The following is a 21678-nucleotide window of genomic DNA, read 5'->3' on the forward strand; positions in this document are numbered from 1 at the left end:
GGGCATTGAGGCCAGGCGTGAATGTATGCAGCCAACAACGCCTCAACGTCCAGTAAGAAGGGTAAACAGGGAAAAGTAAGGAGAGAGTTAATGCACACTCGCCATCGGCTGTGTCAGTTTCGCAAGAGTAAGCATGTGCTGCATCAGCGCTTTCGTTCACGCATTTTTCACCGTGACACCATGGCGGCGGCCGAGCTGAAAAAGCCGTTTGTGGTGGTGTTGACCGGGGCCGGCATTTCGGCCGAATCGGGCATTCGCACCTTCCGCGCCGCGGATGGGCTGTGGGAAGAACACCGGGTGGAGGATGTCGCCACGCCGGAAGGGTTTCAGCGCGATCCGGCGCTGGTGCAGGCGTTTTACAACGAACGCCGCCGCCAGCTGCAGACGGAAGAGATCGCCCCGAACGCCGCGCACCGCGCGCTGGCGGATCTGGAAGAGTGGCTGGGGGACAACTTCCTGCTGGTCACGCAAAACATCGATAACCTGCATGAGAGCGCCGGCAGCAAGCGGGTGCTGCACATGCACGGCGAATTGCTGAAGGTGCGCTGCACCCAGTCGGGTCAGGTGTTCGAATGGCCCGGCGATCTCAGCGTCGACGACCGTTGCCACTGCTGCCAGTTCCCGGCGCCGCTGCGGCCGCACGTGGTGTGGTTCGGCGAGATGCCGCTGGGCATGGACGACATCTACCAGGCGCTGAGCAAGGCCGATTTCTTCGTCGCCATCGGCACCTCTGGCCACGTCTATCCGGCGGCCGGCTTCGTGCATGAGGCGCGGCTGGGCGGCGCTTACGCCATGGAGCTGAACCTGGAACCGAGCCAGGTGGAGAGCCAGTTCGACGAGAAACACTACGGCCTAGCCAGCGAAGTGGTGCCGCGTTTTGTGCACAAGTTCCTGGTGGGCAAGGTGGCGCGGGCCGACCGGCCCTGAGAAAGGCATCAGGGCGCAATGCGCGCCCTGATAGGATGGCGGGGCGTGTTAGCGCCCGGCTTTCAGCTTTTGGAAGTAGCTCTCGTACAGCGTGCTGGCGTCGCCGACGTCGTTTTGCCACTCGCCGTGCTCAATAACCGCTTTATCCGGGTAGAGTGACGGGTCGTTGGCGATCTCCGGCGACAGCAGCTTCTTCGCCGCCAGGTTCGGCGTCGGGTAACCGATGGTTTCCGCTACCTGCACCGCGATTTCCGGCCGCAGCAGGAAGTCGATCAGCTTCAGCGCTCCTTCTACGTTGCGCGCGTTGGCCGGAATGGCCAGGCTATCCATCCAGAAGATGCCGCCTTCCTTCGGCCAGACGATCTCCAGCGGCGTGCCGGCCTGGCGTGCCACGAAGGCAGAACCGTTCCATACCATGCCGACGTTGACTTCCCCTTCCATAAACGGATTACCCGGGTTATCGGAGTTGAAGGCCAGCACGTTCGGCATCAATTTCTGCAGCTCGTGGTAGGCGGCTTCGATCTCTTTCGGATCGGTGGTGTTGCCGGAATAGCCCAGCTTGAGCAGCGCCATCTGGAACACTTCACGCGCGTCGTCGGTCAGCAGCAGGCGGCCTTTGTACTGCGGTTGCCACAGGTCGGCCCAGGCGGTGACGGTGGACGGATCCTGCGCGTCGCTGTTGACGCCGATGGCGGTGGCGCCCCAGATGTAAGGGATGGAGTAGTCGTTGTTGGGATCGAACGGCTTGTTCAGCAGGGTAGGATCGAGATCCTTGAAGTGGCTGAGCTTGCTCTTGTCGATTTTTTGCAGCATGCCTTCCTTGCTCATCTTGGCGATGAAGTAGGTGGAGGGCACCACCAGATCGTACGCGCCGTCCTTGTAGGTCTTCAGCTTGGCGTACATGCTTTCGTTGGATTCATAGGTGGAATAGATCACCTTGATGCCGGTTTCTTTGGTGAACTGCTCCAGCAGCCCCGGCGGGACGTATTCAGTCCAGTTATAGAAGTACAGTGTTTTGCCGTCAGAGGCGTTTGCAGAGCAGATACTCAGCGCCATCATCCCGGCTGCGAGCAGATGTGACCACTTTTTCATGCAGCGTATCCTTCAGCAGTAGTGAGCCGAACCCGTATGAGCCGCCGTTTGTCGGCTGCGCCATACCCCAGAAAGGGGCCATTATAGGGGCCGGGGCGGGGTGGGTAAAGGCGGTTATCCCAGCGGCAAATCAGCGGGTTAACCGAGTCGGGGCGAGCAAAAACGGCCGCTGGCATATCACTGCGGCCAATGAAAGAGACGGGCGCCGCAGCGCCCGACGGGAAGGATTACTCGGCCTTGGGCGAGCGATCGCGCATCACCCACTGGCTGGCGATCACCAGAACCAGCGACAGCAACAGCAAAATGGTGGCCAGCGCATTGACCTCCGGCGAAACGCCGACTTTAACCATCGAATAGATCTTCAGCGGCAAGATCTCGTAGCTCGGTCCGGTGACGAAGGAGGAGACCACCACGTCGTCCATCGACAGGGTGAAGCTCAGCAACCAGCCGGCCGCTACCGCCGGCAATGCCAGCGGCAGGATGATCTTGCGCAGAATGGTGAACTCGCTTGCGCCGAGATCGCGCGCGGCCTCCAGCATCTTCACGTCGAAGCCTTTCAGGCGCGCGTAGACGGTCACCACCACAAACGGCAGGCAGAAGGTGATGTGCGAGAACAGCAGCGACCAGAAGCCGAGCGAAATGCCGAGCAGCATGAACAGCACCAGCAGCGAAATCGCCATCACGATATCCGGCGACATCATCACCACGAACAGCATGCCGCCGACGAATGGTTTGCCGCGAAAGCGGTAGCGGTACAGCGCTACCGCGGTCAGCGAGCCGATCAGCGTGGCGAAGGTGGCGGAGAGCACCGCCATGGTCAGCGAGTGGCCCGCCGCCTGCAGCAGGCTGTCGTTGTTGAGCAGCGTGCTGTACCACTTGGTGGTGAACCCTTGCCAACTGATGCCGAAGCGCGAGGCGTTGAAGGAGTTGACGATCAGAATGACGATCGGGATATACAGATAGGCGTATACCAGCGTCATAAAGCCGCCGCGCAGCAGACGTCCGATCATGCCAGATCCTCCTTCTTGTTCAGCAGGCGTGCGGCCCGGTAATAAACCAGCAGCAACAGCCCCATCACCAGCGTCAGGCAGATGCTGGTGGCCGCGCCGAACGGCCAGTCGCGGATATTGAGGAACTGGCTTTTAATCACGTTGCCGATCAGCAGATTCTTGGCGCCGCCCATCAGATCGGCGACGAAGAACAGCCCCATCGCCGGCAGCACCACCAGCAGGCAGCCGGCGATAATGCCCGGCATGGTCAGCGGCACGATAATGCGGACAAAGGTTTGCAGCTTGCTGGCACCGAGATCGCGCGCCGCCTCCAGGCAGGATTTATCGAGCTTTTCGATGCTGGAGTAGAGCGGCATCACCATAAACGGCAGCAGGATATACACCAGGCCGAGGATCACCGCTTCCGAGGTGTACATGATGCGCAGCGGCTTGTCGATGACGCCGATCCACAGCAGCGCGTCGTTGAGATAGCCGCGGGTGCTGAGAAATAGCTTCAGGCCGTAGATGCGGATCAGCGAGTTGGTCCAGAAGGGTACGATCAGCAGAAACAGCAGCAGCGGCCGCATCTTCTGCGGCAACCGCGCCAGGATAAAGGCGAACGGGTAGCCGATCACCAGGCAGCACAGGGTGGCGATCAACGCCATGTTCAGCGAGTGCAGCAGCACCTGGGCATACAGCGGATCGAACAAGCGGCGGTAGTTGTCCAGCGTGAACACCATCTGCACCAGGTTGGCGTCGTCGCGGGTCAGGAAGCTGGCGCCGATGATCATCAGGTTCGGCATGAAGACGAACAGCAGCAGCCAGGCGACGACGCCGACGATCACCACATTCTGGAAGACTTTACGCGATTTCTTCATCGGCCAGCACCACCTCCCAGCTTTCGACCCAGGTCACCGCCATCTTCTGATTGAGCGAGTGATCGACGTCTGGATCGTCTTCGTTGAAGAACTCGCTGACCATCACTGTCTTGCCGCTCTCCAGCTCGACCACCGATTCCAGCGTCATGCCTTTGTAGTTGCGCTCGCGCACGTAGCCGATCAGCCCGTCGTGTTGCGCGCTGTCGTTCACTTCTTCCACCCGCAGATCCTCCGGACGCAGCAGCACCTTCAGCTTTTGGCCCGGTTCTACCGGCAGATCGGCGTAGATGTCGCATTCGCGGCCCTCGACGTTGGCGCGCACCCGCTGCGGATCGAGGCGTTGCAGGACCACCGCGTCGAAGATGTTGATCTCGCCGATGAAGCTGGCGACGAACAGGTTCTTCGGCTCTTCGTAGATCTCTCGCGGCGTGCCGTCTTGCTCGATGCGGCCTTCACGCATCACCACGATGCGATCCGACATGGTCAGCGCTTCTTCCTGATCGTGGGTGACGAACACGAAGGTGATGCCCAGCTTGCGCTGCAGCGCCTTGAGTTCGTTCTGCATCTGCTTGCGCAGCTTGTAGTCCAGCGCCGACAGCGATTCGTCCAGCAGCAGCACCTTCGGCTTGTTGACCACCGCGCGGGCGATGGCCACGCGCTGCTGTTGGCCGCCGGAGAGCTGGCCCGGCCGCCGTTGGGCGAAGTCGTCCAGCTGCACCATGCGCAGCGCTTCTTCGACGCGCGGCGTCAGTTCGGCCACCGGCACCTTTTGCATGCGCAGGCCAAAGGCGACGTTGTCGAACACCGACATGTGCGGAAACAGGGCATAGCTCTGAAACACGGTGTTGACGTGGCGATGTTCGGCCGGGATAGCGGTGATGTCCTGGCCGTCGAGCACGATGCGGCCCCGATCGGCGTCTTCCAGCCCGGCGATCAGGCGCAGCACCGTGGTTTTGCCACAGCCGGAGGGGCCGAGAATAGTGAGGAATTCGCCGTGGTTAATGGTCAGTCCGAGATCGGCAATGATGGTTTTGCCATCGAACGCTTTGCTCAGGGCATGCAGTTCAACAAGGGGTGCGCGAGAGGATGTCTCAGTCATTTATCGTCTTACTCTATCCCGTGGGCTAATGCAGATAGAACCGCAACTGGAAAAGACTGCCGGAGCTTGCGGGAATGCCCGCTGATCAAATGAAGCTCAAACCAGTTGCGCCAATGGAAAATTTTCGAGCGCGCATGATAGACGCTGAATGCCGGAATTGAAAGCCGATCCGGCCCAGATGCCGCGTTTTTCATCATGATAGCGACAAATGACCCTGTGATGACAGTGTTATTTCCCTCTGAAATCATCACAAAGATTAATGATATTGGCGAATTCTGGTTAAAAATGACCTGACGCAATATTTGATCCTGATCGGTTCCGCATAATGAAACGCGATATTCTGAGGGGCCGCTACCATGGACAAATTACTTGACCGCTTTTTCAACTACGTCTCTTTCGACACCCAGTCCAAAGCGAACGTAAAGCATGTGCCGAGCACCGACGGGCAGTTGAAGCTGGCGCGCGCGTTGCAGCAGGAAATGATCGCGCTCGGTTTCGAGCGGGTGTCGCTCAGCGAACACGGCTGCGTGATGGGCACCTGGCCGGGCAACGTCGCCTGGCCGGTGCCGGCGGTCGGCTTTATCGCCCATCTGGATACCTCGCCGGATTTCAGCGGCAAGCACGTCAATCCGCAGATCGTCGAGAACTATCGCGGCGGCGACATTGCGTTGGGCATCGGCGATGAGGTGTTGTCGCCGGTGATGTTCCCAATCCTGCATCAGATGCTGGGGCAGACGCTGATCACCACCGACGGCAAAACGCTGCTGGGTGCCGATGACAAGGCCGGCATCGCCGAGATCCTCACCGCCATGGCGCGCTTGCGCGCGCGCAACATCCCGCACGGCGACATTCGCGTGGCCTTTACCCCGGATGAAGAGGTGGGCAAGGGGGCGCAGCTGTTCGACGTCGCGGCTTTTAATGCTGAATGGGCCTATACCGTGGATGGCGGCGGCGTCGGTGAGCTGGAGTGCGAAAACTTCAACGCCGCCTCGGTGACGATCAAAATCCTTGGCAACAGCGTGCACCCCGGCAGTGCCAAGGGCGTGATGGTCAACGCGCTGTCGCTGGCCACCCGCATTCATCAGGCGCTGCCGGCGGACGAAGCGCCGGAAACCACCGAAGGTTACCAGGGCTTTTATCACCTCAGCAGCATCAAGGGCAGCGTAGAGCGCGCCGAAATGCACTACATCCTGCGCGACTTCGAGCGCGAGGGGTTCGAGGCGCGCAAGCGCAAGATGGTGGACATCGCCCGCGAGGTCGGCAAAGGCCTGCCGCGCGATTGTTATATTGAAGTCAGCATCGAAGACAGTTATTACAACATGCGCGAACAGGTGGCGGAGCACCCGCACGTGATTGCGCTGGCGCAGCAGGCGATGCGCGATTGCGACATCGAACCGGTGATGAAACCGATCCGCGGCGGCACCGACGGCGCGCAGCTGTCGTTCCGCGGCCTGCCGTGCCCGAACCTGTTCACTGGCGGCTACAACTACCACGGCAAGCACGAGTTCGTGACGCTGGAGGGCATGGAGCAAGCGGTGGCGGTAATCATGCGCATCGCGGCGCTGGCCGCCGAGCGGGCGCGGTAAACACGCTTGCGATCGGCATAATCGCTTGCCGCAACAAGGCGTTGCTCATAGTGTGGAAGCCTATTCCCCACGCATAAGGACCGCATGATGAGCACCGAATACCGCATCGCCAGCCCGCATTTGGCGCAGTTCGTTCAGGCGATTTGGCGCCAGGCCGGCAGCACGGCGCGTGAAGCCGAGCTGGTGGCCGACCATCTGGTGCAGGCCAATCTGGCCGGGCACGACTCGCACGGCGTCGGCATGATCCCCAGCTACATGGCGTCGTTGGCACAGGGGCAATTGCAGCTTAATCAACATGCCGAGGTGGTGCGCGACGCCGGCGCAGTGCTGACGCTTGACGGCGCACGCGGCTTCGGTCAGGTGGTGGCCAGCGAAGCGATGGCGCTGGGCATTGAGCGCGCCGGCGAGCTGGGCCTGGCGGCGGTGGCGCTACACAACTCGCACCATATCGGCCGCATCGGCCATTGGGCGGAACAGTGCGCCCGCGCCGGTTTCATCTCGATTCACTTCGTCAACGTGGTGGGCGATCCGATGGTGGCGCCGTTTGGCGGCAGCGATCGCCGCTTCGGCACCAACCCGTTCTGCGCCATTTTCCCGCGGCCGGGCCGCACGCCGCTGCTGTTGGACTTCGCCACCAGCGGCATCGCTTTCGGCAAGACGCGGGTGGCCTATAACAAAGGGTTGTCGGTGGCGCCGGGCTATCTGATCGACGAACACGGTCAGCCGACCACCGAGCCGAAAGTGATGCACGAAGCGCCGTTCGGTTCGCTGCTGCCGTTCGGTTTGCACAAAGGCTACGCGCTGGCGGCGATGTGCGAAATCCTCGGCGGCGCGCTCTCCGGTGGTCGCACCACCCATGACGCTACGCTGAAAGCCGACAGCGACGCCATTTTCAACTGCATGACAACCCTGATCCTCGATCCTCAGGCTTTCGACGCCCCGCAAATGCAGGCCGAGGCCGAAGCGTTTATCGGCTGGGTCAAAGCTTCGCCGCCGAGCGGCGAACAGCCGATTGCGGTGCCGGGAGAGTGGGAGGAGGCCAACCGCGCGGCGCGGCTGGAGCAGGGCATTCCGATCGACGCCACGACCTGGCAGCAGATTTGCGCTGCGGCGGAGCAGGCCGGCATGACGGCGGGGGAACTGGCGGATTATCGCGCGCAGGCGCGGCAGGCATAAAAAAAGCCACCCGAAGGGTGGCTTGTTCGCGTGACGGCAATCAGTCGTTAAAGTACCAATAGCCGCTGTTGACCAGCGCGGTCAGCAGTGCCAGGAACGACGGATCGTCCACCGCGTCGCCGAGCAGGGCGGCGTCGACGCTGAAGTGCTGGCACAGGGCGTCTGCGGCCTGTAGCTGGTCGGTGTCGATCAGCTCGCCGTTGACGAAGCAGCGATCGCCGATGCGCAGCACGCGCAACCCGCCCAGGCGCTGCAGGGCTTCACCCTGTTGCAGCAGTTCGTAGATTTCCCCGGCCTGATACGGTGGCTCCGGCGGCGCCAGATCCAGCTCGTGGCGCGATTGGGAGATGAACTCGCCGAACCAGTGCTGGAAGTGTTCCGGCTGTTGCACCAGATCCAGCATCATCTGCCGTAAGGCGTCCACTTCCTGCGGCAGGATCTCTGCCGGGTGTTCGCGCAGTGTAACGTCCGGATCGCCGTAGCGCTTGCTGCCCAGCTCGCGTGCCAGCACGTAGTCGGCGAAGCCGCTCACCAGCTCGCGGCCGTTCGGCGCGCGGAAGCCCACCGAGTAGTTGAGCGCGTTTTCCAGCGCGTAGCCTTCATGCGGGAAGCCCGGCGGAATGTAGAGAATGTCGCCCGGCTCCATCTCTTCGTCGATGATGGCGTCGAACGGCTCCACCTGCAGCAGATCCGGGTGCGGGCAGTGCTGTTTCAGCGGCGTTTTTTCCCCAACGCGCCAGCGACGGCGGCCGGTGCCCTGAATGATGAACACGTCGTACTGATCGAGGTGCGGGCCGACGCCGCCGCCCGGCACCGAGAAGGAGATCATCAGGTCATCCATCCGCCAGTCCGGCAGTTGGCGGAACGGGCGCATCAGCGCGGCGGAAGGCTCATGCCAGTGGTCCACCGCCTGCACCAGCAGCGACCAGTTGTTTTCGCTCAGGTGGTCGAAGCTCTCGAAGGGGCCGTGCGCAACCTGCCAACGGCCGTCCTGGTGGCTGACCAGACGGCTGTCCACTTCGTTTTCCATCGCCAGCCCGGCCAGCTCATCCGGGGAGATCGGATCGATAAAGTTTTTGAAGCCGCGCTTCAGAATCACCGGACGCTTTTGCCAATAACGTTGCAAAAAATCGTTCCAGTCCAGATCTAATTGATAATCCATGTTCTATTCCAGGATAGAGGAGTGAGCCTGAGTGCGATTATAACGGAAGTTTGGCCCCGTGGATCGGGGCCGCAGAGGCATAATTTACTCGTTGTGGTGGGTGTCGTGCTGGCGGGCGAAGGTAACCTGCATGCGCGCGCCGCCGAGCGGGCTGTCGCTGATGACGATTTCGCCGTCGTATTGCTCGATGATCTCCGCCGCCACCGACAGGCCAAGGCCCTGGCCGGGCCGCAGGGTATCCACCCGCTGGCCGCGCTGGAAGATCAGCTGGCGCTTGCTTTCCGGGATGCCCGGGCCGTCATCGTCGATAACGATGGTGAGGTTTTTCTCGGAGTGCAGCGAGGTGATTTCCACGAACTCCAGGCAGTATTTGCAGGCGTTTTCCAACACGTTGCCCATCACTTCCATAAAGTCGTTCTTCTCGCCCATAAAGGTCACTTCCGGCGAGATGTCCAGCGTGATCACCACCCCTTTGCGCTGATAAACCTTGTTCAGCGCCACCACCAGGCTGTCGAGCAGCGCCGGCACCGAGTGGATCTCGCGCGTCAACACCGTCTGGCCGGAGTTGATGCTGGCCCGGTGCAGGTAGTAACCGATCTGCTGCGAGATGCGCCCGATCTGATCCAGCATGATCGGCTCGGCTTCTTCGATGGTGGTCTGCTTGCCGCTGCGCAGTGAACGCAGGGTGCTTTGCAGCACCGCCAGCGGCGTTTTCAGGCTGTGGGTCAGATCCGACAGGGTGGTGCGATATTTGGTGTAACGCTGGCGTTCGTTGCGCACCAGAATGTTCAGATTGCGCACCAGCCCGCGCAGCTCGCTGGGCGGATTCTCATCCAACTGATCGCGCTCGCCGTTCTCCAGCTCGCCCACCTGATTGACCAGCGCCTTGATCGGCCGCAGGCTCCAATAGGCCGCTAGCCACAGCAGCGGCACCACCAGCAGCAGGTTGGCCAGCAGCACATAGCTGAACCACTCCCACACCACGTCGGAGCGTTGCAGCTCTTGCGGAATACTGTCGACCACCACGATGGTCAGCGCCGGCAGCCGCGCCGTCGCGGCATAGGTGTTGACCGCCACCGAGTGGGTCAGCGCGTTCTGATCGGTATCATCATAATTCTTCAGCTGATCCTGCGCTTTGGGGTTGTCCCCCAGCACTTCGCTACTGATGCGGGTATCGGTGTCAATTTCGTAGAAGCCGGACTCCTCCAGCCACTCTTTGTTGATCAGCTTCTCCAGCTCCGGCACCTTGCGCTGGCTCCACAGCAGGTTGCCTTTATCGTCGTAGATAAACACCAGCGTGGGGAAGTTGAGATCGATGTCGGGGGGAATGGCGATGGTGAGCTTGTTGTCTTTCCACTGCGCCAGGCTGAAGAACAGGTTGCTTTCGCCGCGCAGCAGGCGGAAGGCGGTTTTATCGAAGCTGACGATATAGCCGACGACCGCTACCAAACCGTAAGAGAGCGACAGCGCCAGGATCACCCCGGCGGTCGCCATCAGGAAACGGGCGCGTAGCGAAAACGGTTTTTTATTCTTGTTGAACATCATGTTCACTTCGCGTCAAAACGATAGCCCTGGCCACGTACCGTGGTGATCACTTCATGCGGGTATTCCGCCTGCACCTTCTTGCGCAAGCGGCCCATCAGCACGTCGATGGTGTGGCTTTCGCGCAGTTCGGCGTCAGGGTAGAGCTGCAGCATCAACGAATCCTTGCTCACCACCTTGCCGGCGTTGCGAATCAGGGTCTCGATGATGGTGTATTCAAAAGCGGTCAGCTTGATTTGCTGATCGTTGACGCTCAGTTCGCGGCGCGACAGATCGATCTGGAACGGCGGCAGCACGATCACCTGCGAGGCCAGGCCGCTGTTGCGGCGCATCAGCGCCTGCATGCGGGCTATCACTTCTTCCAGGTGGAACGGCTTGGTGACATAGTCGTCGGCGCCGGCTTCCAGCACCGCCACTTTGTCCTGCCAGCTTTCGCGGGCGGTCAGCACCAGGATCGGCAGCTTGGTCTGGTGCGCGCGCCAGCGGCGGATCAGACTCAGGCCATCTTCACCCGGCAGGCCGAGATCGACGATGGCGATATCCGGCGCATGCTCCTGCAGGAAATAATCGGCTTCTTTGGCGTCTTCCGCCGCGTCAACCTGGTGACCCATCTCGCGCATCTGAACGGAAAGGTGGTGGCGCAGCAAACCATTATCTTCAACAACCAGTACTCGCATGGCGAACTCCTGAGACTATGCGGGTGAACATCCTGTCACCCACGCGATAAAAAGGAACACGCTCTGCGGCGTGTCTGGGGATAGCGCGCGGTCACCTGAACCATTTTGGCAAAAAGTGCTGAGGCTATGGTAGGTATAACCCGCCCGGCCCGCAAGAGAGCCGAAGCAATGTATTAAAATAAGCGCTATCAATTTGTTCGCCGCCATTATCGACAAGTTCTGATAAACGTCGGATAAACAGCGGCGGGGCAACGTTAAACGCAACTTAAACACGTCGGGCATTATCGACAGGAGAAAGTATGAACCGGCGCGCTTGAAAAGCTTTAAAGGTACTAATAAGGTATTATTAATGTGTCGGCACACTTTTCAGGAGCGAAGGATGAAGCAGTTAACCCAGGCAGAACGCGTAGCGGGCGCACTTTACGGACAGATGCTGGGCGACGCGCTCGGCATGCCTTCCGAGCTGTGGCCGCGCGAGCGGGTTAAGCGCCACTTCGGCTGGATAGACGGCTTTCTCGATGGGCCGGCGGAGAACTCGGCCGCCTGTTACTTCAAGGCCGGGCAATATACCGACGATACCGCGATGGCGTTGGCGCTGGCCGATGCGCTGCTGGAAGCGGAAGGTGAGGTCGTGCCGGCGCTGATCGCCCGCAACGTAATCCGCTGGGTAGACAGTTTTGACGCCTTCAATAAGAACATTCTCGGCCCCAGTTCCAAACTGGCGTTGAGCGAGCAGAAAGCGGGAACACCGATCGCCGAGTTGGAAAACAACGGCGTCACCAACGGCGCGGCGATGCGCATTTCGCCGTTGGGCTGCGTGCTGCCGTCCGCACCGCTGGAGGATTTCTGCCGGCAGGTGTGGCTGGCCTCCAGCCCGACGCACAAATCCGACATCGCCGTCGCCGGTGCGGTGGCGATCGCCTGGGCGGTGGCGCGGGCGGTAGAGGGCGCGGATTGGGCCTCGATTCGCCAGGCGTTGCCGGACGTAGCGGAATATGCCCAGCGCCGCGAAGAAACGACCTTCAGCCCCTCGCTGGCGGCACGCATTGAGCTGGCGTTTCAGGTGGTGGATGAGGCAGGCGATCCCGAGCAGGCCTCCGAGCGGGTGTATCAGCTGATCGGCGCCGGGGTGAGCACCATCGAGTCGGTGCCGGCGGCGCTGGCGATGGTGCAGCTGGCGCACACCGATCCTACCCGTTGCGCCGTGCTGTGCGCCAACCTGGGCGGCGATACCGACACCATTGGCGCGATGGCCACGGCGATTTGCGGCGCGCTGCACGGCGCCGAAGCGATGGACCCTGCGCTGCTGGCCGAGTTGCGGCGGGTGAACCCGCTGGACGTCGAGGCTTATGCCCAGGCGTTGGTGCGTTTTCGCCGTCGGCGGCAGGGCGAAGCGTCAACGGGTTAACTTTCGCTGGTAAACTCGTACATGTCGCTGCGGCAGAAGCTCTCGCTGTATTCGATCGGCTTTTTATGGTGGTCGAACAGCGTCTGGCGCACGATCAGCAGCGGCATCGGTTCTGACAACAGCAGCGCCTGACGGGTCTCGTCGTCGGCCATCGCCGCGCTGACCTGGCTGCGCAGCGATCCCATCCCCACGTTATTGCGCCGGAAGTAGTCGTACAGCGAGATGCCGATCTCGTCGACGTTGGCAATCGCCGCCGTCACCACGTAGGACACCGCCACCGACATCGGCCGTCGATCGATAAAGTGAATGCGTTTGAGTTGGTAGATCGGCGTTCCGGCCGCCAGTTGGAGCTTTTCCGCCAGTTCGACGCTGGCCGGAACCCGTTCGCGGCTGATCCATTGCGTATCCGGCCGGCGCCCCTGCGATATCACCTCGCCCGAGAATCCTTTGACGTCCGCCAACGAATAGCACAGCTTCGGCTCGGGCCGCTGCGGTTGAATAAAGGTGCCGTAACCGCGCGAACGGCCGATGATGCCGTCCTGCTCCAGACAAGCCAGCGCTTTGCGCACCGTGATGCGCGAGATGCCGAGCTGTTCGGTGAACAGGCGCTCGCTGGGCAGGAAGTCCCCCGCGTTCAGCAATCCTTGCTCGATGGCCTGGCGCACCGAGGCGTTGAAGCGCAGATACAGCGGCATCGCGCCCGCGCTGGCCAGATCTCGCTGCAGTTTGTCCAGCAGGCGCTGGTTGGTCTCCTTGCTCATAGCCGTCCTGTAGCCTCAATGCGATGGCTTATTTAAGGGGATTTCGCCGGGCAGCGCAACCGCCGCCGCCGAGGGTGTGAAATGAGGTAGAGTAGAGTGCCATCGCCCCGAGTTCGGAGAAACAGATTGCCCATGAGCGACAACCCATCCTACATGCACGACGCGGCGATCCTGGCCGCTTTCGCGCAGCAGCGTCAGCAGGGCCTGACCCGGCGTTCGGCGCTGCATCAGGCCCTGCTGCAACTGATCGCCGCCGGGGAGCTGGCCTGGCGAACCCAGTTGCCGCCGAGCCGCGCGCTGGCGGCCCGGCTGGCGGTGGCGCGCGATACGGTGGAGCAGACCTACGCGCGGCTGGAGGCGGAGGGCTACATCAGCCGGTCGGTGGGGCGCGGCAGCTTTGTTCGCTACCGTTGCGACACGCTGCTCGGCCGTGAACTGTTGGCGACGGCGGCGGGGCAAGAGGCGCAGCTGGCGGAGCGCGAGCTGAGCGATCGCGGCCGGGCGCTGCTGGCGGTCAGCCATACGCCGCATACCAACCGTCAGGCGTCGCTGACGCCTTCGCTGGCGGATCTGCGGGCGTTTCCCATCGACGCGTGGCTGCAGTGGGAAAAGCAGGCGCTGCGGCGGCACGGCGAGAGGCTGTTGGGCTATGCCGATCCGCAGGGGCTGCCGGAGCTGCGCGCGGAGATCGCGCTCTATTTGCAGCGGGAGCGGGGCGTCAAGGCGACGGCGGAGCAGGTGATTGTGGTAACCAGCTCGCAGCAGGCGCTGGCGCTGTGCACCCAGGTGCTGTTCGATCCCGGCGATGCGGTGTTCGTCGAAGAACCGGGCTACCAGGGGGCGAAAAAGCTGGTGCAGTCGGCGGGTCTGCAGGCGCGGCCGATCGGCATCGATGAACAGGGGCTGGATGTCGGGCAATTGACGCGCGCGCCAGGCGGCGGGCGGGGCGTTTACATCACGCCGTCCCATCACTATCCGCTGGGGTATTCGCTGAGTCTCGAGCGGCGTCTGGCGCTGTTGCAGTGGGCGCAGCGCCGGCGGGCCTGGATCATCGAAGACGATTACGACGCCGAGTTCAACTACGACCGACAAACCAAGGCGGCGCTGCAGGGGCTGGACAGCGGCGGGCGCACGCTGTACATCGGCACCTTCAGCAAGACGTTGTTTCCGGGGCTGCGCATCGGTTTCATGATCGCGCCGCCGCAGCTGGTGCGCCCGCTGGTCGCCGCCAGGCAGTTTCAGGACGGCTACACGTCGGCGCTGGCGCAGATGACGCTATTCCACTTTCTGCATGAGGGCGGTTACGCCGAGCATCTGCGCAATATGCGCACGCTGTACAAGGCAAGGTTGGATGTGTTGTACGGCGCGGTACTCCGGTATCTCGCGGCCTGGACGCGCCCGGCGCTGCCGCAGGGCGGCCTGCAGCTGGTTTGCCCGTTGGCGGATGCGGCGACGGAGCGACGGCTGGTGGCGGCCGCTGCCGAACGGGGAATGCGGCTGTACGGCCTGGCGGACTTTTACACCGGTGCGCCGCAGCGCGGGGCGCTGGTGCTCGGTTTCTCGGCCTATACGCCGGATGAGATCGTGCGCTTTATCGCCGCGCTGGCGCAGGTGTTCAACGCGCTGCCGGTGGAAAGCGACGGCTAGCATTGGTCTGCTCTTTGTTTTGAATTGGTCCGTATTGCGCCGCCGTCGCGCGGTGTATTCTGCCGCTATCCGATTGTTTCCCTAATGGAAATAATATCTTAACCCCGTGAGGCGCTATGAATCCATCAAACCCTGAAGTGACTATCCGCAGAATCAATGGCGATGACAAAGCGCAATGGCTGGCGCTGTGGCAGGGCTATCTCGACTTTTACCGCGCCGACGTGGCGCCGCAGGTGACCGATCGCACCTTTGAACGTCTGGGGCAGGATGAACAGGTGTACGGGCTGGTGGCGGAGGATGCCGAAGGCCGGCTGTTGGGGCTGATGAATCTGGTGTTCCACCCGTCCACCTGGAGCGCGGTCGGCTATTGTTATATCGAAGATCTCTATGTGTCGCCGCAGGCGCGCGGCCATAAGGTGTCGGAAAAGCTGTTCGAGCAGGCGTATCGGCTGGCGGAGACGCGCGGCAGCGATCGGGTGTATTGGATGACCCAGGAGTACAACGCGCCGGCGCGCTCGCTGTACGACAAAATCGGCAGAAGAAGCTCGTTTATCGTGTATACCCGTTAACCGCAGGAGGCGTGTATGGCAATGAATCGTTATGGTCAGCCGGTTGGCGAACCGATGCCGGATTGGCAACCGGCTCGCCGCCCGGGCGGCGCGACGCTCGGCGGGCGTTTCTGCTCGCTGGCGCCGCTCGAGCCGCAGCGGGATTACGCCGCGCTGTTTGAGGCGTTTCAGCTGGCGCCGGACGGCCGCGACTGGACCTATCTGTCTATCGAACGGCCCGACACGCCGGCGGCGATGCTGCAGCATCTGGAGACGCTGCAGGCCAACCCGACGCTGGTCAATCTGACGGTGTTCGACGCCGCCAGCGACGCGCCGGTGGGGACGGTGGCGCTGATGCGCATCGACGAGGCCAACGGCGTGCTGGAGATTGGCCACGTCAGCTGGTCGCCGTTGATGAAACAACGCTCCAGCGCCACCGAGGCCATCGCGCTGCTGCTGCGCTACGCCTTCGACACGCTGGGCTACCGCCGCTGCGAGTGGAAGTGCGACAGCCACAACGCGCCGTCCCGCCAGGCCGCGCTGCGCTTCGGCTTCCGTTATGAGGGCAATTTCCGTTTTGCGGTGATCGTCAAAGGGCGCAGCCGGGATACCGACTGGTTCGCCATCACCGCTGACCGTTGGCCGGCGGTGCGGCAGGCGCTGGCGCGTTGGCTGAGCGCGGACAACTTCGATGCGCAGGGGCGGCAGATCGCCCGGTTGCAGGTGCTGCGCGGCGAATAATAAGCAAAAAGGCGGCCCGCGGGCCGCCTTTTTATCGGGCTGAAGCGCTTACTTCAGCTCGTCGACCATGGTGGTGGCGCGGCCGATGTAGTTGGCCGGGGTCATCGCCTTCAGACGGGTTTTCTCTTCTTCCGGCAGCGCCAGGCCGTCGATGAACGCCTGCATGCCGGCGGCGTCCACGCGCTTGCCGCGGGTCAGCTCTTTCAGCTTCTCGTAAGGCTTCTCGATGCCGTAGCGGCGCATCACGGTCTGGATCGGCTCGGCCAGCACTTCCCAGTTGTGATCCAATTCGTCCAGCAGGTGCGCCTGGTTCACTTCCAGCTTGCTGATGCCCTTCAGGGTGGACTGATAGGCGATCAGCGCATAGCCCAGGCCCACGCCCAGGTTACGCAGCACGGTGGAGTCGGTCAGGTCGCGCTGCCAGCGGGAAACCGGCAGTTTGCCCGCCAGATGGCCCAGCACGGCGTTGGCCAGGCCCAGGTTGCCTTCGGAGTTTTCGAAGTCGATCGGGTTGACCTTGTGCGGCATGGTGGAGGAACCGATTTCGCCGGCGATGGTCTTCTGCTTGAAGTGGTTCAGGGCGATGTAGCCCCAGATGTCGCGGTCGAAGTCGATCAGGATGGTGTTGAAACGCGCCACGCAGTCGAACAGTTCGGCGATGTAGTCATGCGGCTCGATCTGAGTGGTGTACGGGTTCCAGGTGATGCCGAGCGAGGTGACGAACGCCTCGCTGAACTGGTGCCAGTCCACTTCCGGGTAAGCGACGATGTGGGCGTTGTAGTTGCCGACCGCGCCGTTGATTTTACCCATGATCTCCACGCGCTCCAGCTGGCGGTACTGGCGCTCCATGCGGTAAGCCACGTTGGCGAACTCTTTGCCGACGGTCGACGGGGTCGCCGGTTGGCCGTGGGTGCGCGATAGCAGCGGGATATCGCGATATTCCAGCGCCAGCCCTTTCAGCGCGTCGATGATTTTGCGCCAGTAAGGCAGCACCACGTCCTGACGGGCGCTTTGCAGCATCAGCGCATGCGACAGGTTGTTGATGTCTTCGGAGGTGCAGGCGAAGTGGATGAACTCGGACACCGCGTGCAGCGCAGGCACCGCCGCCACTTTTTCCTTCAGGAAATACTCGACCGCTTTCACGTCGTGGTTGGTGGTGCGCTCGATGGTTTTGATGCGCTGAGCGTCTTCTTCGTTGAATTCCGCGACGATTTTGTCGAGGAAAGCGTTTGCGTCGGCGTCAAAAGCGGGAACTTCCTTGATTTCTGCGCAGGCCGCCAGTTTTTGCAGCCAACGTACTTCAACCTGTACGCGGAATTTCAGCAGACCGTATTCGCTGAAAATGGGGCGCAGTGCGCTGACTTTATCACCGTAGCGTCCATCAACGGGGGAAACGGCGGTCAGTGAGGATAATTCCATCGGTAGCAACTCCTGGGATCGATTAACAATGAGCAACGATATTTTGCGCCTGCTTGAACAGACGATTACGGGAAAACATTAACTGCAGGCGGCTGCCGCCGACCTGTTGCCACAGCACGGCGGCGCGAATGCCGGCCAGCAGTGCGGCGCGAACCTTGGCCTGCACCTGCGGGTTCTGCAGGATGGCCGGTGAGCCGGTCACCTGGATGCGCGGCCCGAGCGGGCTGACCACGTCGACGTAAATGCCGGCCAGCGCGCTGATGATGGTGTCCGACTCCAGATCGAAGTGCGCCAGCTGGCGCTCGAGCTGGCCGAGGCGTTCGCCGAGCGTGTTCATCGCCTGTTTGTTGGCGTTGAGCTTGCGCTCCAGCACCATCAGGCTGATGGTATAGCGGGTCAGTTCCGCGCCAGGCCCTTTGTTGTTGGCGTTAAGCACGCCCATCAGGGTTTCGAGGCCGACCATCAAATGGCGTTCTTCACCGCCGAACACCGCCAGCGTGGAGGGCGGGTCCATCTGCAGCAGGCTTTTCAGCGAGGTCTGAAACGCTTCGCGGTTACATTGCCCTTCATGGGCCAACTGCTGAACCAAACGCGCCGCCTGGCTAATGCCCGCCATGGCCAGCGTGATGTCATAATAATTCTTCGCCACGATTACTCCTGTAAACGCTGTGAACGGTACATGGCTTACTGCATAAGGTTGTGTGTATCGCCAGGGTAACGGCGGCGGCCGCGAACGGGAACGATCGGGCGTGGCTGTAACAACGATGACAACGAATGCCGCGGATCATGCCATAAAATCGAGGGTAAACCCAGCGTCTAATACGCCTGCGGTGAGGCGGATGCGCCATGCGGCGCAGAACTGCGCAAATAGGCGGCGAAAATGGCCGGCGTGGCGACGCGAACATATTGTTGCGGCGGCAAATAAAGTGCGGCGGCTGCATCTATACTGCCAACGTGAACCCTCAAATAAAGACCTTTATATGCACGTGAAAAACAAGCAGCCGCTGCCGGCGGTGACGCTGGCGGCTATCGGCGTGGTGTATGGCGATATCGGCACCAGCCCGTTGTATACCCTGCGCGAATGCCTGACGGCAGAGGAGGGCATCACCATGACGCCGGCCTCGATCTACGGTTTTTTATCGCTGATTTTCTGGCTGCTGACGCTGGTGGTGTCGATTAAATACATCTGTTTCGTGATGCGCGCCGACAACGACGGCGAAGGGGGCATTCTGACGCTGATGTCGCTGGCGATCCGCAAGCTGGATGCGCGCTGGGTACCGGCAGCGGTGCTGATCGGGCTGGTGGGCGGCAGCTTCTTTTACGGCGATGGGGTCATCACCCCGGCCATTTCGGTGCTCTCGGCCATCGAAGGGCTGCAGATTATCGCCCCCGAGCTGGACAGCTTCATCGTGCCGCTGTCGCTGCTGGTGTTGACCGCGCTGTTCGCGATCCAAAAGCACGGCACCGGCAGTGTCGGCAAACTGTTCGCCCCGGCGATGGTCATCTGGTTCCTGACGCTGGCGCTGCTGGGCATCGGCGGCATTCTGCAGCACCCCGGCGTGCTGCGGGCGCTGAACCCTTACTGGGCGGTGAATTTCTTCCTCGAGTACAAGGCGGTGTCGTTCTTCGCGCTGGGCATGGTGGTGCTGTCGGTCACCGGCGCCGAAGCGCTGTACGCCGACATGGGCCACTTCGGCAAAAAACCGATCCGCCTGGCGTGGTTTACGCTGGTGGCGCCGGCGCTGGTGCTTAACTATTTCGGCCAGGGGGCGCTGCTGCTGGCCAACCCGGCGGCGATCAACAACCCGTTCTTCCTGCTGGCGCCGACCTGGGCGCTGATCCCGCTGTTGGTGATCGCCACGCTGGCGACGGTGATCGCCTCGCAGGCGGTGATCTCCGGCGTCTTCTCGCTGACGCGCCAGGCGGTGCGGCTGGGCTATCTGCCGCCGATGCGCATCATCTATACCTCCGATCAGGAGTCCGGGCAGATCTACATCCCGGTGGTGAACTGGCTGCTGTTCGCGGCGGTGTTGATCGTGATTATCAGCTTCAAACACTCCAGCAACCTGGCCTCGGCTTACGGCATCGTGGTGACCGGCACCATGCTGCTGTCGTCGATTCTGCTGAGCATCGTGGCGGTGAAAAACTGGGGTTGGCCGCGCTATCTGGGCGGGTTGATGCTGCTGGTCATGCTGTGCATCGACGTGCCGCTGTTCGGCGCCAACCTGATCAAGCTGGCGACCGGCGGCTGGCTGCCGGTGGCGCTGGGGTTGACCATTCTGCTGATCATGCTGACCTGGAAGACCGAGCGTTCGCGCCTGATCCGCCGGCTGCGCGACAATCAGGAGGGGTTGACCGCGCTGATCGAATCGCTGGAGAAGGCGCCGCCGAAACGGGTGCCGGGCACCGCCGTATTTATGGAGCGCACGCCGCATGCGGTGCCGCTGGTGCTGTTGCATAACCTGAAGCACAACAAGGTGCTGCATGAGCGCGTGGTGCTGCTGACCATCGTCACCACCGACATGCCGTACGTACACAACGTGCAGCGGGTGACGATCGAACAGCTGTCGGCGAGCTTCTGGCGGGTGGTGGCGAGCTACGGCTGGCGCGAGACGCCCAACGTAACGGACATTCTTTACCGCTGCGGGCTGGAAGGGATGAGTTTCACCATGAACGAGACCTCGTTCTTCATGTCGCGCGATACGCTGGTGCTGGGCAAACGGCCCTGGTATCTGCGCATTCGCGGCAAGGTGTTCCAGCTGTTGCAGCGCAACGCGCTGCGGGCGCCGGATCTGTTCGAAATCCCGCCGAACCGGGTGATCGAACTGGGGGCGCAGGTGGAATTTTGAATAAAAAAAACGCTGCGATAACGCAGCGTTTTTCGTTGCCGGCCAATTACGCCAGGCGCTGTTCGATGATGCCGCCACCGAGGCAGATTTCGCCCTGATAGAACACCGCCGATTGGCCCGGAGTGACGGCGGAAACCGGCTCGTCGAAACGCACTTCGATGCGTTCATCGTCGAGCGGGGTCACGGTGCAAGGGATGTCCTGCTGGCGATAGCGGGTCTTCACCGTGCAGCGGAACGGGCCGCTCAGCGGCAGACGATCCACCCAGTGCAGCTGTTGCGCGATAAGGCCGGTGGACATCAGGCGCGGATGATCGTGCCCCTGCGCGACCACCAGCACGTTGTTGGCCACGTCTTTATCCACCACGTACCACGGGTCTTCGCTGCTGTCTTTCATACCGCCGATGCCCAGCCCTTTGCGCTGGCCCAGGGTGTGATACATCAGGCCTTGGTGTTCGCCGACGGTCTGGCCGTCGACGCTGACGATCGGGCCCGGCTGCGCCGGCAGGTAGCGGCCGAGGAAGTCGCGGAACTTGCGCTCGCCGATAAAGCAGATGCCGGTGGAGTCTTTCTTCTTGGCGGTGACCAGCTCCAACTGCTCGGCGATGCGGCGCACCTCCGGCTTCTCCAGCTCGCCGACCGGGAACAGGCTTTGCGCTACCTGCTCGTGGCTCAGGGTGTAGAGGAAGTAGCTCTGGTCTTTGTTGCCGTCGACGCCGCGCAGCAGGCGGCTTTTACCGTCCACGTCCTGGCGGCGCACGTAGTGACCGGTGGCGATGAAATCGGCCCCCAGATCTTCGGCGGCGAACTCCAGGAAGGCTTTGAATTTGATCTCTTTGTTGCACAGGATGTCCGGATTCGGCGTGCGGCCGGCCTTGTACTCTTCCAGGAACAGCTCAAACACGTTGTCCCAGTATTCCGCCGCAAAGTTCACCGTGTGCAGTTCGATGCCCAGCTTGTCGCAGACCGCTTGCGCATCGGCCAGATCGGTCGCGGCGGAGCAGTACTCTTCGTCGTCGTCTTCTTCCCAGTTCTTCATGAACAGCCCAGCGACCTGATAGCCCTGTTGCTGTAACAGATAGGCGGTAACGGAAGAGTCGACGCCGCCGGACATACCGACGATTACTTTTTTCTGGCTGTTGTCTGACATGGGGATCTCACGAACTTGAACACGAACCGT

Annotated in this window: 20 protein-coding genes; 8 read left to right on the forward strand and 12 right to left on the reverse strand. The window is 61.8% G+C overall.

Annotation, left to right across the window (positions count from 1 at the left end; all coding sequences use genetic code 11):
- Positions 1 to 90 precede the first annotated feature (90 nt).
- Positions 91 to 927: a Sir2 family NAD+-dependent deacetylase gene (cobB, locus tag ATE40_RS06700; protein WP_063919249.1), complete on the forward strand. Its 837-nt coding sequence runs from the start codon at positions 91 to 93 to the stop codon at positions 925 to 927.
- A gap of 48 nt (positions 928 to 975) precedes the next feature.
- Here the strand turns inward: cobB and potD are convergent, their stop codons facing one another.
- The 5 genes from potD to ATE40_RS24580 form a co-directional block, all read right to left on the reverse strand.
- Complete coding sequence (potD, locus tag ATE40_RS06705; RefSeq protein WP_019454790.1) at positions 976 to 2019, reverse strand: spermidine/putrescine ABC transporter substrate-binding protein PotD; 1044 nt, start codon at positions 2017 to 2019, stop codon at positions 976 to 978.
- A gap of 227 nt (positions 2020 to 2246) precedes the next feature.
- Positions 2247 to 3029: a spermidine/putrescine ABC transporter permease PotC gene (gene potC / locus ATE40_RS06710; protein ID WP_019454791.1), complete on the reverse strand. Its 783-nt coding sequence runs from the start codon at positions 3027 to 3029 to the stop codon at positions 2247 to 2249.
- Entirely contained in the window at positions 3026 to 3886 is an 861-nt protein-coding gene (gene potB, locus ATE40_RS06715) for a spermidine/putrescine ABC transporter permease PotB (RefSeq protein ID WP_019454792.1), read from the reverse strand. Before potB ends, potC begins: the two co-directional genes overlap by 4 nt.
- On the reverse strand, positions 3870 to 4985 hold the full coding sequence (gene potA / locus ATE40_RS06720) for a spermidine/putrescine ABC transporter ATP-binding protein PotA (RefSeq protein ID WP_063919250.1): 1116 nt from the start codon (positions 4983 to 4985) through the stop codon (positions 3870 to 3872). Before potA ends, potB begins: the two co-directional genes overlap by 17 nt.
- Positions 4986 to 4993: 8 nt before the next feature.
- Positions 4994 to 5284, reverse strand: coding sequence for a hypothetical protein (locus ATE40_RS24580; protein ID WP_156785407.1), 291 nt, complete (start codon positions 5282 to 5284; stop codon positions 4994 to 4996).
- 57 nt (positions 5285 to 5341) lie between these two features.
- Between ATE40_RS24580 and pepT the strand changes: the two genes are divergently transcribed.
- Positions 5342 to 6571 (forward strand): peptidase T, encoded by a 1230-nt coding sequence (gene pepT, locus ATE40_RS06725; RefSeq protein ID WP_063919251.1) that lies wholly within the window; start codon positions 5342 to 5344, stop codon positions 6569 to 6571.
- Positions 6572 to 6658: 87 nt separating this feature from the next.
- Positions 6659 to 7747 (forward strand): malate/lactate/ureidoglycolate dehydrogenase, encoded by a 1089-nt coding sequence (locus ATE40_RS06730; RefSeq protein ID WP_063919605.1) that lies wholly within the window; start codon positions 6659 to 6661, stop codon positions 7745 to 7747.
- A 40-nt stretch (positions 7748 to 7787) separates the two neighbouring features.
- Here ATE40_RS06730 and ATE40_RS06735 read toward each other — a convergent pair whose 3' ends face one another.
- From ATE40_RS06735 to phoP, 3 genes are all read right to left on the reverse strand, one after another.
- Positions 7788 to 8909, reverse strand: a complete 1122-nt coding sequence (locus tag ATE40_RS06735; protein ID WP_046899336.1) for a ribosomal protein uL16 3-hydroxylase — start codon at positions 8907 to 8909, stop codon at positions 7788 to 7790.
- 84 nt (positions 8910 to 8993) lie between these two features.
- A complete protein-coding gene (phoQ, locus tag ATE40_RS06740) occupies positions 8994 to 10451 on the reverse strand; it encodes a two-component system sensor histidine kinase PhoQ (RefSeq protein ID WP_025160271.1) in 1458 nt (485 codons plus the stop codon).
- A 5-nt stretch (positions 10452 to 10456) separates the two neighbouring features.
- Positions 10457 to 11128, reverse strand: coding sequence for a two-component system response regulator PhoP (gene phoP, locus ATE40_RS06745; protein WP_004941169.1), 672 nt, complete (start codon positions 11126 to 11128; stop codon positions 10457 to 10459).
- 379 nt (positions 11129 to 11507) lie between these two features.
- Between phoP and ATE40_RS06750 the strand changes: the two genes are divergently transcribed.
- Positions 11508 to 12536, forward strand: coding sequence for an ADP-ribosylglycohydrolase family protein (locus ATE40_RS06750; RefSeq protein ID WP_063919252.1), 1029 nt, complete (start codon positions 11508 to 11510; stop codon positions 12534 to 12536).
- Here ATE40_RS06750 and ATE40_RS06755 read toward each other — a convergent pair.
- Entirely contained in the window at positions 12533 to 13297 is a 765-nt protein-coding gene (locus ATE40_RS06755; protein ID WP_063919253.1) for a GntR family transcriptional regulator, read from the reverse strand. The genes ATE40_RS06750 and ATE40_RS06755 overlap by 4 nt on opposite strands.
- Before the next feature lie 132 nt (positions 13298 to 13429).
- Here ATE40_RS06755 and pdxR point away from each other — a divergent pair, with 132 nt between their 5' ends.
- From pdxR to ATE40_RS06770, 3 genes are all read left to right on the forward strand, one after another.
- Positions 13430 to 14944: a MocR-like pyridoxine biosynthesis transcription factor PdxR gene (pdxR, locus tag ATE40_RS06760; RefSeq protein WP_063919254.1), complete on the forward strand. Its 1515-nt coding sequence runs from the start codon at positions 13430 to 13432 to the stop codon at positions 14942 to 14944.
- Positions 14945 to 15060: 116 nt separating this feature from the next.
- Positions 15061 to 15513: a GNAT family N-acetyltransferase gene (locus tag ATE40_RS06765; protein WP_063919255.1), complete on the forward strand. Its 453-nt coding sequence runs from the start codon at positions 15061 to 15063 to the stop codon at positions 15511 to 15513.
- Positions 15514 to 15528: 15 nt separating this feature from the next.
- Complete coding sequence (locus ATE40_RS06770) at positions 15529 to 16233, forward strand: GNAT family N-acetyltransferase (RefSeq protein WP_063919256.1); 705 nt, start codon at positions 15529 to 15531, stop codon at positions 16231 to 16233.
- A gap of 48 nt (positions 16234 to 16281) precedes the next feature.
- Here the strand turns inward: ATE40_RS06770 and purB are convergent, their stop codons facing one another.
- Both purB and hflD read right to left on the reverse strand, forming a co-directional pair.
- On the reverse strand, positions 16282 to 17652 hold the full coding sequence (gene purB, locus ATE40_RS06775) for an adenylosuccinate lyase (RefSeq protein WP_019454805.1): 1371 nt from the start codon (positions 17650 to 17652) through the stop codon (positions 16282 to 16284).
- Positions 17653 to 17674: 22 nt separating this feature from the next.
- Entirely contained in the window at positions 17675 to 18301 is a 627-nt protein-coding gene (hflD, locus tag ATE40_RS06780) for a high frequency lysogenization protein HflD (RefSeq protein ID WP_019454806.1), read from the reverse strand.
- 331 nt (positions 18302 to 18632) lie between these two features.
- Here hflD and kup point away from each other — a divergent pair, with 331 nt between their 5' ends.
- Positions 18633 to 20501: a low affinity potassium transporter Kup gene (kup, locus tag ATE40_RS06785; RefSeq protein ID WP_019454807.1), complete on the forward strand. Its 1869-nt coding sequence runs from the start codon at positions 18633 to 18635 to the stop codon at positions 20499 to 20501.
- 46 nt (positions 20502 to 20547) lie between these two features.
- Here kup and mnmA read toward each other — a convergent pair whose 3' ends face one another.
- Positions 20548 to 21648, reverse strand: coding sequence for a tRNA 2-thiouridine(34) synthase MnmA (gene mnmA / locus ATE40_RS06790; RefSeq protein WP_063919257.1), 1101 nt, complete (start codon positions 21646 to 21648; stop codon positions 20548 to 20550).
- Between the last annotated feature and the right edge of the window lie 30 nt (positions 21649 to 21678).

Source organism: Serratia surfactantfaciens (assembly GCF_001642805.2).
Lineage (GTDB): Bacteria > Pseudomonadota > Gammaproteobacteria > Enterobacterales > Enterobacteriaceae > Serratia > Serratia surfactantfaciens.